Source organism: Nocardia sp. NPDC003693 (assembly GCF_053981095.1).
Window position 1 is genome coordinate 34,688 of record NZ_JBSFNO010000036.1, and the last position, 15,470, is coordinate 50,157.

The window sequence follows — 15,470 nt, forward strand, 5'->3', positions numbered from 1 at the left end:
CGCTTTTCAACCGAATGAGGCAGCCATCGCCCCGAACGAGGAGCTGCCGGGTTCTCGGCGAATCAGCCGCAGTCCAGCCTTGACTTGCCTGTCATGTTCGCCCCTCGACGGCGCGCCGGAGTCCGCCGCTGCTCGCCGCACTTCCCAAGCCCTCGAAACCCATCGCGGTGACCAGGATGAGGACGCGGTTGATTCCACCGTCGCCCCCGGCGTTCGAGTTGTATCGATCGATCTCGTCGAAGCTGGCCTCGAACAGTTCGGCGACACGCTCACGGGCCGCGTCCTCGCTTCCCTCCCACCGGGTCATCGGGCCGTACATGGGGGTCGCGACGATCAGGCCCGGCCCGCCGTCCCCACGCGTGTTCACCAGCACCTGGGCGGAATCGTAGTCGGGGACACCGCCGTAGCGATCATGAGCCAAGAACGCCGGAACAATCTGCGCGTCACATGCGAACCCGATGCCGGGCAGGCTGCCTACCCGGAATTCGACCCTCTCGTCGTCGTGAAACACCGCGCGCCACGGTTCCAGCGCGCCCGAGTTGTGCCCCGCGAGTACTAGTTGCATTGCCGCCTGCGTTCTGGTGTCGGAAGGTGTCGTAGCGAGTATTTCGCAAGTGCGCCCGCTGCCGGTTAGCTCGGTGGTTCGTCAGATAGTCAATTGAGTTGTGGCGCAATGCGAAAGGGGTCACGTGTCGAGAACCGCTGTCACGAACTCCTCCGGTGGAAGGTAGGCGTGGTCGACGACGTAGTGGGCGATCATGACCGGGGCGTGGTAGATGGTGCCGTCCGAACCTCGGACGAGGATCTCCCCGTTGCCCAGTGCGTTCCTGGACTCCATCTCGCGGTGAAGGGACCGCCTGTCCGCTGCGGGGTCGGTTGGCGGGACGAGGTCCGCGAGGCAGTACTCGCACCAGTGATAGCCGCGGGTCTTGGCTACCGGGGCTCTCGTCAGGCGGCGGAGGGCGTCGACGAACCCGGGCGGGGGCCGGCCGACGGTGAACGGCTCGGCGATCGCAAGCCAACCGACGTTGAGGGCGACGTCGTCTCCGGGAGGGGCGACGCCGTAGACGTAGGGACTCAGGTCCGGGAAATGCATGAGGTGATCATCTGTTGCGGGGGATCCAACCTGCTCGGCGCGGATGCTTCGAATCCTGCTGCATCACTGTGACTGTCCAGTTGGTCGGACCAAGGATCAGGGCGGTGGAGTGGGAGAGGGGGAGTTTCGGACATCGGCGTAATCTGCTGTGACGGTGCTGGTTTGCGGGTAGTTTCCCGTCATGGCCAAGACGCCGAAGGGGTCGGGGGATCCGAAGCGACCGGACAAACCGCACGATGCACTGTTCCGGCAGATGATGTCACATCCGGATGCCGTCGCTGGGGAGTTGCGGGCGGTGCTGCCGGAAGCGGTTGCCGCGCAGATAGATTGGGCGTGCATGCGGCCGCAGTCGTGCAGTTTTGTCTCGGCGGAGCTGCGTGCTCGGTTCAGTGATGTCTTGTTCGCGACCCGTTGGGCGGGCCGGGACGCGTTGGTGTACGTGTTGCTCGAGCATCAGCGCAAGTCCGATCCGTTGATGGCGTTCCGGATGTTGGCGTATGTGGTGCGGATCTGGGAGCGGTACCTGGAAAAGCACCCCGGCGCGAAGCGACTGCCGGCGGTGATACCGGTCGTGGTGCACGCGGGCACCGATGGGAAGCCGTGGAGTCACTCGGTCGAGGTAGCGGATCTGATCGATGTCGAACCCTCGATGGCGGCGGCGCTGTCTGGGGTGTTGCCGCGGATGGGCTTCCTGCTCGATGATCTGGCCACGGTCGATGCGGCCGCGCTGCTGGCCCGGCGTCCGGCGCGGGTCCGGGTGACGTTGACGCTGCTCAAGAGCGCACCGGGAAATCGGCACCTCGAACGCGACCTGTCGGCGTTGATCGCGGACCTGACGACCCTGACCACGACCGAGCTCGATCGTGTACTGGAGTACATCCTTGTGGTGGGCGATACTGTGGTAGATGATCTGCTGCCGGTGATCGATCAACTCGGACCTGAAATCAAGGAGGCATTCGTGACGACCGCAGAACGACTCCGCGCCGAAGGTCTGGTCGAGGGCCGTGCCGAGATGTTGATCGAGCAGTTGTCGCAGCGGTTCGGGCCGGTACCGGATCCTGTGGCCGACGCCATTCGGGCGCAGAGTTCGGTGCGGTTGCAGGAGATGGGGCGTCGCGTCCTTACCGCGGCCAGCTTGGCTGAGGTAATCGCCGAATAGGCGGCTTGTCCCGGGAACCGGCTCGGCGGCTCCTCAGAAAGCCTCGTACCTGATGTTCTCCAACGGAGTGCCCGTATCCACGAGGATGTCGACCGTCGTCTCCACGGCCGTCGTTCCGCCGCAGACCAGGATCTGCTGGTGATCCAGGGGGGCGAAGCGGGACAGGGCCGCGGCCAGGGGGCCGGGGACCAGCTCCTCGGGGCGGAAGCCTATGTCCACGCGGCACTCGTCGTACCAGGGGTCGGGGTGGGCGGGGTCCGTATCGGAATCCACCACGGGAACTATTGTCAGCCAGGGGAGTTCGTTGCCGAGCAGGGCCAGCATGTCGGCGGCGTAGAGGTCGCGGGGATAGCGGGCGCCGACGAACAGGTGGGTGCGGGGCGGGTGGGGGCGGCGGGTCAGATCCAGCAGGAGGGCGCGCAGGGGAGCCAGGCCCACGCCGTCGGCCACCATGATCAACTCCGCGGCGGCCTCGTGGACCGCGAGCCAGCCGGCGGGGGCGGTGATCCGCCACTCGTCGCCCGCGCGGGTGTCCGCGACCAGGGAACCGCTGCACCAGCCGCCGGGGACCGTGCGGACGTGGAACTCCAGCTTGCCGTCCAGGGACGGGGGCAGCGCGGAATACATGCGGCGCACCATGTTCGGGTGCTGCGGGGTGCGCACCTCCACCGACTGACCGGGAGCGCAGGGCACGAACTCGCCGATCAGGCGGATCACCGTGGTGTCCTCGCGCAGCCGGTGCACGCCGACCACGGTGGCTGTCCATTCGGTCACCGGGCCGAGGGGGATCTCACCGGTCTGATCGGGGTCGAGGGTCACCGCACACTCCTGAAAGTTTTACTGAAAACCATTGTCCCGCAGGGCTGTTCGCCCGAGCCATCTACACCGGATCGGTGCTGATGTTGCGCTCGGGGGTGCCGACCGCCATCAACGCCCGTTTGGTGTCGGCGATCATGCGCGCGGACCCGGCGATCTGAATCTGCCGGTCCTCCCACGCGCCGAAACTCGCCACCACCGCGCCCAGGTTACCGATCAGCCGCCGGTGCATGCCGAACGGCGGATCGGCGGGCGCGTACGGATGCCACCACGGATTGGTTTCGTTCTCGCACACCGGAATAACCGTCAACCACGGATTGCTCTGCGACAGCTGCCAGAGGTTCTCCACGTCGTAGAGATCGCACGGATAACGCCCGCCCATGAACAGGTGCACGCGCGGATTGATGCCGCGCCTGCCCATTTCGATGAGCTGCGCCCGAATCGGCGCGATGCCGGTGCCGGAACTGATCATCAGCACATCGCGGCGGCTGCGCAGATCCACGTGCAGCCCGCCCAGTGGCGCGGCGATCATCCAGCGGTCGCCCACCTCGGTCTCGTTGATGATGGCGGGACTCACCCAGCCGGTGCGCACCTTGCGCACGTGGAACTCGATCTCGCCGTACGGGTTGGTCGGAATCGCCGGGGACAGATACCGCCACATCTTCGGCCGCTGCGGAATGGCGATGGGCACGTACTGCCCCGCCTGATACGGAATCGGGGTGTCGGACTGCAGTCGCACGATGGCCAGATCGTCCACCACGCGCCGGTGCCCGACCACCGTGGCCTCCCAGTAGGGCTGCGACTTGTCGGAGTTCGCGCCGATCGCCATCGACGCCGAGATCAGGATGGTGATGTCCTGCCACCCCTGCTCGAGCTCCCGGCTCCAGTACCCGGTGCCGTTGTAGCTGCGGAACGCCGCGAGCAGCGCCCGTCCCGCCATGTCGTAGTGGGCGGCCTCCACACCGTACTTGCGATGGTCACGCGCGAGTTGCTCCAGGAAGCGCTGTGCCCGGTCCCAGTCCTCGAGATTGTCCAGAACGAACTGGATGGCCGTCATCAGCCGCTTGGGCTGCATGTCCATGGCGGAGGGAAAGAGTTCCCGGAGGCCGGGAATCTCTGCGAAGAGGTGACCGTAGAACGCGCTGATCAGCCGTTCGGGCCCGTGCGGTGCCTCTACGACTGTCCGGAAGTTTGCGCGGACCAGCGCTGCCGAACGCGCATCCACGACGTCGAACATTCCTTTCGTGTGCTGTACCCCGGACGCACCCGGTTCCAGGGCGTCCTCCGCGTCAAGTATCCCTGAAAAAACGGTGGTCGCACGGATATAGCCGGAGCTCACCCATTTGCACCCCCGCGCCCTCAGATGACGAGCACCGTCTTACCACGCGCACCGGATGCGCCGATAACTTCCGGCGCTCCGTCCAGCGGCGGGGTGGCGTCGATCGGCACCACCAGATCGCCGTTGCCCACATCGCGCAGCAGTTCTCGCAATTCCGGTGCGCCGCCGGAGGATTCGAAATCCCCGCCCCGGATGCCGCGGCCCCGCAGATCGGCCCCGCCCGCGGACCCGACCGTCGTGTAGGCCGCGCCGCCCTCCCGCACGAGGGCCGCGTTCTCGGCGAACCCGGCCGGATCGCTCACCAGATCGAAGAGCACGTCGATGCCGCCGGGTGTGCTCATGCGCACCGAATCGGCGACCGAGAGCGGGGAGTTCTGCTCGCGAGTGGGGGAGTCGCCCACCGGCATCCGCCCGTAGTCGACCACCTCGGCCGCCCCCAGCCGGATCATGCGGTCGGTGTCGTCGGGCCGGGCGGTGGCGATGACGTGCGCGCCCGCCAGCGCGGCCAGCTGCACCAGGTAGGAACCCACGCCACCGGACGCGCCGACCACCAGCACCCGCTGCCCGTCGCCGAGCGACGCGGCGTGCACCAGATCCAGCGCGGTGATGCCGGCGGTGGGCAGCGCCGCGGCCTGGATGGAGGTCACCGAATCGGGGATCTTGGCGATGATCGAGTTCGACGGCACCACGATGTACTCGGCGAAGGTGCCGTGCCCCACCGGCGGGATCAGGAACTTGCCGACCACGCGATCGCCGACCCCGAAGTCCTCGATGCCCGCGCCGACCGAGGTGATGACGCCCGCGCCGTCGACCCCGGGGATGAGCGGGAACTCGTGCGGGAGCTTGCCGTCCAGGAAGCCGTCGATGATGCGCTTGTCGAAGGGGTTGACCCCGGCGGCGTCGAGCTGGATCTGCAGGGTCCCGGGCCCGGCCTCGGGGGTGGGCATCTCGGTGACCTCGGCCTTGCCGCCGAATTCACGAACCACGATCGCGCGCATTGCTGCTCCATTCGTTCGGGGTGTGTTCCGAGCCGAGCATGGGACGAGCGGGTGATGCGTCAACGAACGGCCTCATCGTAGGCCGATATGCCCCGTGTGCACCGTGATTCGGGCCATTCGCTCGGTTGCGTGGCGAGTAGCGTGAGGGTGCAGTGCGGCGGGGCCTGAAAATATTGAACTTGAGCGGAACAGACTCAACTTCTACTGCGTTGAACCCGGCAGAGCAAACAGTAGGAAAGGGGACTTGTGGACTCGTTCAATCCCACCACCAAGACTCAGGCGGCCCTGACCGCCGCCTTGGGAGCGGCTTCGGCGGCCGGCAATCCGGAGATCCGGCCCGCGCACCTGTTGGTCGCGCTGCTGGATCAGACCGACGGCATCGCCGCACCGCTGCTCAAGGCCGTGGGCGTCGACCCCGCGACGGTGCGGGGCGAGGCACAGGACATCGTCGACCGGCTGCCCCGGGCCTCCGGCGCCACCACCACCCCGAATCTGGGGCGCGAGGCGCTCGCCGCGGTCACCGCCTCCCAGCGCCTGGCCACCGAGATGGGCGACGAATACGTCTCCACCGAACACCTCATGGTCGGCCTGGCCGCCGGTGACTCGGACGTCTCGCAGCTGCTGCTGAAGTACGGCGCGACCGCCGACGCCCTGCGCGAGGCGTTCACCGCCGTGCGCGGCAACGCCCGCGTCACCACCGCCGACCCCGAGGGCAGCTACCAGGCGCTGGAGAAGTACTCCACCGACCTGACCGCGCAGGCCCGCGACGGCAAGCTCGACCCGGTCATCGGGCGCGACAACGAGATTCGGCGCGTGGTGCAGGTCCTGTCGCGGCGCACCAAGAACAATCCGGTGCTCATCGGCGAACCCGGCGTCGGCAAGACCGCCATCGTGGAGGGCCTGGCCCAGCGCATCATCGCCGGGGACGTGCCCGAATCGCTGCGCGGCAAGAAGCTGGTCTCGCTCGATCTGGGCGCCATGGTCGCGGGTGCGAAGTACCGCGGCGAGTTCGAGGAGCGGTTGAAGGCGGTGCTGGAGGAGATCAAATCCAGTGCGGGCCAGATCATCACGTTCATCGACGAGCTGCACACGATCGTCGGCGCGGGCGCGACCGGCGAATCCGCCATGGACGCCGGGAACATGATCAAGCCGATGCTCGCGCGCGGCGAACTGCGCCTGGTCGGCGCGACCACCCTCGACGAATACCGCCAGCACATCGAGAAGGACCCGGCCCTGGAACGCCGCTTCCAGCAGGTACTGGTCGGCGAACCGTCGGTGGCGGACACGGTCGGCATCCTGCGCGGACTCAACGAGCGGTACGAGGTGCACCACGGCGTGCGCATCACCGACTCGGCGCTGGTCGCCGCCGCGACGCTCTCGGACCGGTACATCACCTCGCGCTTCCTGCCGGACAAGGCCATCGACCTGGTCGACGAGGCCGCGTCCCGGCTGCGCATGGAGATCGATTCGCGGCCGGTGGAGATCGACGAGGTCGAACGCGCGGTGCGCAGGCTCGAGATCGAGGAGGTCGCCCTCGCCAAGGAGACCGACGAGGCGTCCAAGGCCCGGCTCGAGAAACTGCGTTCCGAACTCGCCGACGACCGCGAGGTCCTGAACCAGCTCATGACCCGCTGGCAGAACGAGAAGCAGGCCATCGATTCGGTGCGCGTGCTCAAGGAGCAGCTGGAGAACCTGCGCGGCGAGTCCGAGCGCGCCGAACGCGACGGCGATCTGGGCACCGCGGCCGAACTCCGGTACGGCCGAATTCCCGCGCTGGAGAAGGAACTCGACGCGGCCGAGGCCAAGGCCGGGGCCGCCGCCGACGGCGAGGTCATGCTCAAGGAGGAGGTCGGACCGGACGACATCGCCGAGGTGGTCTCGGCGTGGACCGGCATCCCGGTCGGCCGCATGATGGAGGGCGAGACGCAGAAGCTGCTCCGCATGGAGGAGGAGCTCGAGCGGCGCGTCATCGGTCAGCGTGAACCGGTGCGGGCGGTGTCCGACGCGGTGCGCCGGGCGCGCGCCGGGGTCGCCGACCCCAACCGGCCCACGGGCTCGTTCCTGTTCGTCGGCCCCACCGGCGTCGGCAAGACCGAACTCGCGAAAGCGCTGGCGGACTTCCTGTTCGACGACGAACGCGCCATGGTGCGCATCGACATGAGCGAGTACTCCGAGAAGCACTCGGTGGCCCGGCTCGTCGGCGCGCCCCCCGGCTACGTCGGCTACGACCAGGGCGGTCAGCTCACCGAGGCGGTGCGGCGTCGGCCCTACACCGTGGTGCTCTTCGACGAGATCGAGAAGGCGCACCCGGACGTGTTCGACATCCTGCTGCAGGTGCTCGACGAAGGCCGGCTCACCGACAGCCAGGGCCGCACGGTCGACTTCCGCAACACCATCCTGATTCTCACCTCGAATCTGGGCGCGGGCGGCTCGCAGGACATGGTGATGAACGCGATTCGCGCGGCGTTCAAACCCGAGTTCCTGAACCGGCTCGACGATGTGGTCATGTTCCATCCGCTCGACGAGGAGCAGCTCGAGGGCATCGTCGACATTCAGCTGGAGCAGTTGCAGAAGCGGCTGGCCCAGCGCCGCCTGAACCTGGACGTGTCCGATTCGGCCCGCTTCTGGCTGGCCGTGCGCGGGTACGACCCGGCCTACGGCGCCCGTCCGCTGCGCCGGCTCATCCAGCAGTCCATCGGCGACACCCTCGCCAAGGAGCTGCTGGCCGGGGAGGTCAAGGACGGTGACACGGTCAAGGTGAACGTCAGCTCGGACGGCGATCACCTCATCGTGGGCAGGTGATCTCCGAACTCGGCCGGGCGGTTGCGCAGAGCACACCGCTCGGTCGAGTTCGCGGCTGCGGAGAGCTCGGCAGCCTAGTCTGGAGGTCATGACGAATCCGAGCGATCCGTGGGCCCGGCGGCCCGACGTGAGCCCGGGGGACGGACCGACCGAGAAGGTGGAGTCCCCAGCCGGGCCGGTCGGGCACACCTCCGATCCCGCGGGCGCGTACGGGCCGACCGAGTATTTCGGGCAGGTTCCCGGTCCGGAAGCCACCCGCGTCATACCGCCGTACGACGCGGGCTGGGGTGGCTACGAAGCGGGCGCGGGCTACGAACCGACGGCCACCTACGCGGCCGGAGCCGGGTACGCGCCGACGAGCACCTACGACACCGCGGGCGGATACGTCCCGCAGCCGCCGCCGAACTATCCGGGCGGTCCGCCCGGCGGATACCCGCCCGCCGGATTCCCGCGCCCGCCCGCTCCCGAACCGCCGCGCCGGACCGGGCTGTGGATCGGGGTCGGGCTGGCCGCCCTCGCGGGCATCGCGGTGATCGGCGTGGCGGTGGGAGTGCTGCTGGCCAACCGCACCACGCCCGAATCACCCTCCGCCGGCGGCACCACGGCGGCCCCCACCTTCGTGTTTCCCACCAATCCGAACACTTCGTCGCAGCCGCTGCCCAGCGGGGTACCGCAGATTCCGGGCCTGGGCGACATCGACTCGCTCGGTGCGAACATGGGCACCATCGCCGCCAATGACGGCACCACCCTCACCATGACGACGCTGGCCGGTACTACGGTGACCGTGCACACCGACGATGAGACACAGGTGATTTCGCTCGGTAGCACGAAGGTGGCGGATCTGCCGGTGGGTGAGATGGTCATGGTGCAGGGCGACAAGGGCGCCGACGGCTCCATCCAGGCCAAGGTCATCATCGGCACGTCACTGCCCGGTGGAACCCGATGAACGCACGAAACCGGTTATCCATACCCGGTCCCGAAAACCGTTCCTGCCCGGTGCCGTTGTGCGCGGGCGAATCCGCTCGGCGCGCAGTGGCGAGCGAAAATGGCAGAGCGCACCGGGCAATCAACCGCCCGGCTGGATAGGGTAGGCGGCGATGACGGCTATATGGTTCGGGTTGGCGGCGATCGCGCTGGTGGGTGCGATCGTGCTGCTCTATTTCGATCGGCTGCAACGGCAGCGCACCGGTCACGTGCGCCAGGTCTGGGCGAAAACCCAGGGGTACACCTATGTTTCGGTGGAACCGTCGCTGGCCTCCACCTGGCGGCGCGGCGCGCTGGCCAAGCTCGGCTACCTGTCCGCGGTGGACGTGGTGTCCGGTAATCGCAAGGGCGAGAAGTTCGTTCTGTTCGACCTGGAGGACGCCGCGACACTGGTCGCGGTGCGCCGGCAGATCGGCTCGGACATCGACATCGACCTGCGCGTGAAAACGGCCGCCCCGCCGAAGGACCACGACCTCGAACTGCTCGGCGCGATCGGGGACCGGGTGGTGTTCGCCACCAATCCCGACATCGCCCGGCACGCGGTGGATCAGCGCATGGTCGCGTTCATCGAATCGCTGCCCGACTCCGTGCAACAGCTGTGGAGCGAAGGCAATTGGACCCTCGGCATGCTGCCGGTCGGGTCGGTCGCCAAGGATTGGGAGACCGCGATCGACGCGGTGCTGCGGCTCTCGGGGCTGCTGCACGTGCTGCCGCCGGTCAACAATTCCGAACGCGGTCGCGACGAGCTGCCCGAACCCGGTAACTCGCGCCCGCTGCCCGAGGACGACGACTACGACGGGTACGACGCGGACGGCGACTACGAGCCCGAGCGCACCCGCCCCGCGCGCGAGAGCGGCGCCCTGGTCGGCGACATCGCCGGAGCCGAAGCCCCCGAGGAAGCCGAATCCTGGCGTCCCGCACTGAAAGTCGTGCCGGACCCGCGCAATCGCCCGCGCCGCAATTGGCCGCCCGCCGCCGAGGACGAGACCACGAGCCGCTTCGACGACGACGATCGTGACGACCGCCCGGACGAGGACGACGACTGGCGGGACGGCGAGTCCGCGCAGCGGCGCGAACCGGCCGAGCCCGAGGAGGGCTGGCGTCGCGACCAGGGTCGCAGCGCGCCGCCCGGCGGTCCCTTCCACCCGGGCTTCCGCCCGTACCAGGGACCGACGCCGCGGTGAGTGATCCCGCCGCTATCGCCGCTGCCGCCGTGACTCGTCACGGCGGCAGCGGCGTTTTCGCGGTCCGAGGCCGACCGCGACACACCGGGGGTATCGCGGTTGGGCCATTTGCGCGTGTACTGCCCGCGCCCGCGCGGCACAGGCACCACAATGGTGGCGCAGTCCCGGTCATCGCCGACCGTGTCCTCGAAGATATGCCGATGATGGGCGATTGATGACCGAGAGTGCTCCCGTTTCGCGCCTGCCCGGCGCTCATCGGCCGGTGGCCATGGTCACCGGGCCGACCTCCGGAATCGGCAGGGCGTACGCCACCCGGCTCGCCTCGCTCGGCTACGACCTTGTGCTCGTGGCGCGGGACGAGCAGCGGCTGGCGGCGCTGGCTCACGAGGTGGAGGTGCGGTTCGGGGCGCGGGCGCAGGTGCTGCCCGCCGATCTGGCCCGCGCGGCGGATAGGGACAGGGTCGCGGCGCGGTTGGCCGAAGGCGTCGAATTTCTGGTCAACAACGCGGGTTTCGGTTTCTCGGAGGAGTTCTGGACGCTGTCCCCCGAAGCCCTGCAGTCCCAGCTCGATGTGAACGTCACCGCCGTCGTGCAGCTGACCCGCGCGGCGCTGCCGCCCATGCTGCACGCGGCCAACGGCACGGTGGTGAATGTGGCCAGCATCGCCGGGCTGATACCCGGGAGGGGCTCGACCTACTCGGCCTCCAAGGCGTACGTCGTATCCTTCTCGCAAGGGCTGGCGGGCGGGCTGGCCGGGACCGGCGTTCGGGTGCAGGCACTGTGCCCGGGTCTGGTCCACACCGAATTCCACGAGCGAGCCGGGCTACAGACGCGTTCGCTGCCGCGAGCGCTGTGGCTGACCGTGGACGAGGTGGTAGCCGGCTCGTTGCGTGATCTGGAGAAAGCCCGGGTGCTCAGCGTGCCCGGAGCGCAGTACAAAACGATCGCTGCGGTTGCCGGACTGATCCCGAGGTCCCTGGTGACCCGCCTCAATCGGGGCCTGTTCAACGCACGCGGAAGGACATAGACACAGCAATGCAGGTAACGACGACCGACCGGGACAGACTGGCCGAACTCGTGCGCGCCCTCGCGGTGGTGCACGGCAAGGTCACCCTGTCCTCGGGCAAGGAAGCCGACTACTACGTGGACCTGCGCCGGGCCACACTGCATCACGAGGCGGCGCCGCTGATCGGCAAACTGCTGCGTGAACTGGTCGCGGACTGGGATTTCGAATCGGTCGGCGGTCTCACCATGGGCGCGGATCCGGTGGCGGCGGCGGTGCTGCACGCGCCCGGCCGTCCCATCGACGCCTTCGTGGTGCGCAAGGCGGCCAAGGCGCACGGTATGCAGCGCCTGATCGAGGGCCCGGACATCGTGGGTAAGCGGGTGCTTGTGGTGGAAGACACCACGACCACGGGCAACTCCCCGGTCACCGCCGTGCGCGCGCTGCGCGAGGCGGGCGCGATCGTGGTGGGCGTGGCGACGGTCGTGGATCGGGAAACCGGTGCTGACCAGGTCATCGCGGCCGAGGGGCTGGAGTATCGGTCCATTCTGGGCCTGAAAGACCTTGCGCTGGGGTAAACAAGATCTTGCTCTGGGCTGAACCGGTGCTCTGGGTTAGCCTGGGTGCTGGTCTTCTGTCCGACAACGTGGTCGAACAATGTGTTGCGAAGGGTCGTGTGAGTCACCAGTGGTGAGCATTGCAATCAACAAGGGCAATCAGAATGTTGCGATGCTCGGCATCGGTGCCTATCGACCCACCCGCATTGTCAGCAACGACGAAGTGTGCGAGAAGCTCGACTCCACCGACGAGTGGATCTTCGAACGCAGCGGCATCCGCAACCGCCGCTGGGTGAGCGGTGACGAGTCGCTGCGTTCGATGGCGGTGGCGGCCGGCGAGCGGGCCATCAAGAACAGCGGCATCGATCGCTCCAAGATCGGCGCGCTGATCCTGGCCACCTCCACCTGGCCCGAGATCACCCCGCACGGCGGCCCGACCGTCGCGTCGGATCTGGGCATCAACGGCATTCCGGCCTTCGACCTGGTCTCGGGCTGCGGCGGCTTCGGCTACGGCCTGGGCGTCGCGTCGGATCTGGTGCGCGCCGGTTCCGCCGAATACGTGCTGCTCATCGGTGCCGAGACCATGTCGTTCTCGCTCGATCCCGAGGACCGCGGCACCGCGTTCATCTTCGGTGACGGCGCGGGCGCGGTCATCGTGGGCCCGAGCGAGGAGAACGGTATCTCCCCGACGGTGTGGGGCAGCGACGGCGAGAACGCCTCGGCCATCGGCCAGAACTACAACATCCTCGAGATGATGGATCGCGCCGAGGAGTTCCAGCACAAGGATCCCGAGACCGATCCGGTCGGTCGCATGCTGCTGCGCATGGAGGGCCCGCGCGTGTTCCGCTGGGCCGCGGTCACGCTGCCGCGCGCGCTGTCCTCCGCGGTCGAGGCGGCCGGGGTGTCCAAGGACGACATCGAGGTCTTCGTCCCGCACCAGGCCAACGCCCGCATCAACGAGCTCATGCGCAAGAACCTCGGCCTGCCCGACGATCTGCCCATGGCCAACGACATCGAGAACACCGGCAACACCTCGGCGGCGTCCATCCCGCTGGCCATCGAGGAAATGCTGGTCACCGGCAAGGCCAAGGGCGGTCAGCTCGCGCTGCTGCTCGGCTTCGGCGCCGGCCTGACCTACGCCGGCCAGGTCGCCACGCTGCCCCCGGCCCCGGCCGAACCCTCCTTCTGATGCCCAGGCCGTTTCGCGCCGCCTTCGTCGGCGCGGCCGCGGTGACGGTGTTCGGCGCCGTCACCGGCCGGGATCGGTTGCAGTGGATCGCCAAACCACTGCTCATGCCGCTGCTCGCGGCGGACGTGGCGACCAACGACGACGGGCTGCCCGCCGCCGAGCGCGCGGTGCTGCTCGGCGCGCTGGCCGCGGCGACGGTGGGCGATGTCCTGCTCATCGAGCCGGACGACGATCGCCGATTGATCGCGGGCGCTTCGTCTTTCGCGGTGATGCAGACCGGGTACTCCTGGCTGTGGTGGCGGCACGGCGCGCGGCCCAAGGCGGCCATCGCCGGTCAGCGCCTGGGCGCGTGGCTCGGCGCGGCCGCCCTCATGCGGGCCAAGGCTCCGGCGGTGGCGGTTCCGCTCACCGCCTACGGCGCGACCCTGGGCACGGCGGCCACCCTGGCCTCGGATCCGGATCTGGCGCCCGGCGCGAAAAACTTTGCCGGCGTGAACATCCCGGGCACCCACCCGCGCACCCGCGTGGGCGTCGGCGCCCTGCTGTTCACCGTCTCCGACGGCTTGATCGTGCTGCGCAAGATCTTCGCCCGCACCCCGCGCTCGCGCCGGGTGACCGAGGGCGTCATCCTCGGCACCTACGCGACGGCCCAGTACCTGCTGGCTGATCCCCGCGCCCACGTGCGCGGGGAGTGAGTCGAAATCTCCTGGACTGCAAGAGCTTCCGAGTGAGGTGACGCGGTCCAAGGGCCTGTGCCCGATCGGACGGACCGACGCGAACAGTCCCGCGGCGGGGGACGCCGTTGGGTGTCGAAGTAGGTCGCGTCCATCGAGCCGGCTTCGGCGCTAGTTCCGAACGCCCGACCCGCTCGCGGCGGCGTTGTACAGCTGCATCGCGGGGCACGAGGCCGGGTCCGCGGCCCGGGCGCACAGGCCGAATGCCAGGAAGGCCAGCGGGAACAGCACCGGGGCGACAACGGCGTCGGTCAGCGCGGAACCGGTGGTCGCGATCGGCGTGACGACCATATTCGGCGCCGCCGGAGCCTGGTCGAGAGAAAGCGGTGCGGCCCCCGCGGTTGCCGACGCCGACCCGATCGCGGCCGATACGAGCACCGCGGCCACGGCCGCCTTCGCGAACTTCTGCATGATCGCTCTTCCGTTGCACGAGAACTGATTTGCGAACACTGTAGTTCACAAACCCTGCTGTGAATCGTTTTCGCTTCAGATCGAACGCGTCAGGGCAGGTGGTGGAGCAGGGTCCTGCCCTCGTCGCTCGACCACCAGGCGGTGTGGCCGAGAAAGTAGTGGGTGTAGGCGATCTCGGCGTTCTCGGGGTTGCCGCCGGGGACCACGGCGAGGAAGTAGTCGATCTCGGAGAGCTCGTACTCGGCGTGTACCAAGGGGACCAGGTCGGGCAGGGCGGACTGCTCCCGGATGGTCAGCGGGCGTACCGAGGTGTAGCCGTCGAGCAGGGCCCGGACCTGGTCGGGGCGCGGGTGGGCGGGGCCGCCCGTGCGCAGGGAGATCCAGTCGACGGCGCAGCGTTCGATCGCCACGGCCAGGTCGTGGACGGCGGTCGTGCGGTCGCCGAGGCCGAAATCTATGACGGTGGACGGCTTCTCGTGTTCCCAGAGCAGGTTGGTGCCGTGCCAGTCGTTGTGCGTCCACAGCGGGGGGAGATGTTCGAGGACGGTGCGCAGTCGCTTGTGGAAGGGCAGGTGGAGGCGCTCCACGTCGGCGCGCCAGTCGCGGGCGGCGAGGAAATCGGCCAGGGCGGGGCGGTCGGCCGCGTAGCGCTCCATCGCCGCTATCGGGTCGGGGGCGGAGAAGATGGTGAAGCTCGCCAGCAGGGGGCGGGGCGGTCGCGCGGGGGCGTCGTATCCCTGTGCGGCCAGGTGTAATTCGGCCAGGGCGCGACCGGCGGCGGTGGCCTGTTCGAGCGAGAGATACGGGGTCCAGGAGAAGGTTCCGCGGTACAGGTCTTCGCCGACGCCGAGTTCCTGTACCTCGTAGGTGAATTCACCGTGCTCGCGGGTGAGCGCGATGCGCGGAACGGGGATTCCGTTCGCGCGCAGGTGGTTCATGAAGCCGTGTTCCTCGGCGAGCGCTGCCGCGTCGCGCAGGGCCCGGGGCAGGCGTTTGACGATGAGCGGGCCACCGTCGGCGGTCCGGACCCGGGCGGTCGCGGACAGCGGCCGGGGACTGTGCCATTCGAGCGCCGCGCCGGGCGCCAGGGCGATGTCGGGGGACAGGACGGCCGCGACTTCGGGCGGGGTCAGGGGCGGCCAGTCGGGGGCGACCAGCGGATCCGAGCCCATGCCGAAGACGCGGTCGTCCGTCACGA

15 protein-coding genes are annotated in these 15,470 nt (G+C 68.6%); 8 read left to right on the plus strand and 7 right to left on the minus strand.

All coding sequences use genetic code 11. From position 1 onward, the window contains the following. Positions 1 to 91: 91 nt before the first annotated feature. Together ACWDOP_RS30395 and ACWDOP_RS30400 are read right to left on the minus strand one after the other, a co-directional pair. Positions 92 to 565: a hypothetical protein gene (locus tag ACWDOP_RS30395; protein ID WP_456347793.1), complete on the minus strand. Its 474-nt coding sequence runs from the start codon at positions 563 to 565 to the stop codon at positions 92 to 94. Between the two features lie 120 nt (positions 566 to 685). Then, positions 686 to 1,096 (minus strand): DUF7919 family protein, encoded by a 411-nt coding sequence (locus ACWDOP_RS30400; protein WP_456347794.1) that lies wholly within the window; start codon positions 1,094 to 1,096, stop codon positions 686 to 688. A 181-nt stretch (positions 1,097 to 1,277) separates the two neighbouring features. Between ACWDOP_RS30400 and ACWDOP_RS30405 the strand changes: the two genes are divergently transcribed. Continuing rightward, the gene (locus tag ACWDOP_RS30405) at positions 1,278 to 2,255 is read left to right on the plus strand and encodes an Rpn family recombination-promoting nuclease/putative transposase (RefSeq protein ID WP_456347795.1); all 978 of its coding nucleotides are present in this window, start codon (positions 1,278 to 1,280) and stop codon (positions 2,253 to 2,255) included. Positions 2,256 to 2,288: 33 nt separating this feature from the next. Here ACWDOP_RS30405 and ACWDOP_RS30410 read toward each other — a convergent pair whose 3' ends face one another. From ACWDOP_RS30410 to ACWDOP_RS30420, 3 genes are all read right to left on the minus strand, one after another. Continuing rightward, the gene (locus ACWDOP_RS30410) at positions 2,289 to 3,074 is read right to left on the minus strand and encodes an FAD-binding oxidoreductase (protein WP_456347796.1); all 786 of its coding nucleotides are present in this window, start codon (positions 3,072 to 3,074) and stop codon (positions 2,289 to 2,291) included. A gap of 61 nt (positions 3,075 to 3,135) precedes the next feature. Further along, a complete protein-coding gene (locus tag ACWDOP_RS30415; RefSeq protein WP_454204487.1) occupies positions 3,136 to 4,296 on the minus strand; it encodes an FAD-binding oxidoreductase in 1,161 nt (386 codons plus the stop codon). Between the two features lie 134 nt (positions 4,297 to 4,430). Next, on the minus strand, positions 4,431 to 5,408 hold the full coding sequence (locus ACWDOP_RS30420) for an NADP-dependent oxidoreductase (protein ID WP_456347797.1): 978 nt from the start codon (positions 5,406 to 5,408) through the stop codon (positions 4,431 to 4,433). A gap of 246 nt (positions 5,409 to 5,654) precedes the next feature. On the opposite strand from ACWDOP_RS30420, the gene clpB reads away from it, so the two are divergent. From clpB to ACWDOP_RS30455, 7 genes are all read left to right on the plus strand, one after another. Then, the gene (clpB, locus tag ACWDOP_RS30425; RefSeq protein ID WP_456347798.1) at positions 5,655 to 8,210 is read left to right on the plus strand and encodes an ATP-dependent chaperone ClpB; all 2,556 of its coding nucleotides are present in this window, start codon (positions 5,655 to 5,657) and stop codon (positions 8,208 to 8,210) included. 88 nt (positions 8,211 to 8,298) lie between these two features. Then, on the plus strand, positions 8,299 to 9,156 hold the full coding sequence (locus ACWDOP_RS30430) for a DUF5666 domain-containing protein (protein WP_456347799.1): 858 nt from the start codon (positions 8,299 to 8,301) through the stop codon (positions 9,154 to 9,156). 151 nt (positions 9,157 to 9,307) lie between these two features. After that, positions 9,308 to 10,378, plus strand: coding sequence for a hypothetical protein (locus tag ACWDOP_RS30435; RefSeq protein ID WP_456347800.1), 1,071 nt, complete (start codon positions 9,308 to 9,310; stop codon positions 10,376 to 10,378). A 214-nt stretch (positions 10,379 to 10,592) separates the two neighbouring features. Beyond that, on the plus strand, positions 10,593 to 11,405 hold the full coding sequence (locus tag ACWDOP_RS30440; RefSeq protein WP_456347801.1) for an SDR family NAD(P)-dependent oxidoreductase: 813 nt from the start codon (positions 10,593 to 10,595) through the stop codon (positions 11,403 to 11,405). An 8-nt stretch (positions 11,406 to 11,413) separates the two neighbouring features. Beyond that, positions 11,414 to 11,959: an orotate phosphoribosyltransferase gene (gene pyrE, locus ACWDOP_RS30445; protein ID WP_454204492.1), complete on the plus strand. Its 546-nt coding sequence runs from the start codon at positions 11,414 to 11,416 to the stop codon at positions 11,957 to 11,959. A 109-nt stretch (positions 11,960 to 12,068) separates the two neighbouring features. After that, positions 12,069 to 13,127, plus strand: a complete 1,059-nt coding sequence (locus ACWDOP_RS30450; protein ID WP_454204493.1) for a beta-ketoacyl-ACP synthase 3 — start codon at positions 12,069 to 12,071, stop codon at positions 13,125 to 13,127. Further along, positions 13,127 to 13,822 (plus strand): lysoplasmalogenase family protein, encoded by a 696-nt coding sequence (locus ACWDOP_RS30455; RefSeq protein ID WP_456347802.1) that lies wholly within the window; start codon positions 13,127 to 13,129, stop codon positions 13,820 to 13,822. The genes ACWDOP_RS30450 and ACWDOP_RS30455 overlap by 1 nt, the downstream gene beginning before the upstream one ends. 150 nt (positions 13,823 to 13,972) lie before the next feature. Here the strand turns inward: ACWDOP_RS30455 and ACWDOP_RS30460 are convergent, their stop codons facing one another. Continuing rightward, positions 13,973 to 14,272 carry a hypothetical protein gene (locus ACWDOP_RS30460; RefSeq protein ID WP_456347803.1) on the minus strand — a complete coding sequence of 100 codons (300 nt, stop codon included), beginning with the start codon at positions 14,270 to 14,272 and terminating at the stop codon, positions 13,973 to 13,975. Positions 14,273 to 14,361: 89 nt separating this feature from the next. Continuing rightward, on the minus strand, positions 14,362 to 15,468 hold the full coding sequence (locus ACWDOP_RS30465; protein ID WP_456347804.1) for a phosphotransferase enzyme family protein: 1,107 nt from the start codon (positions 15,466 to 15,468) through the stop codon (positions 14,362 to 14,364). Positions 15,469 to 15,470: the final 2 nt, after the last annotated feature.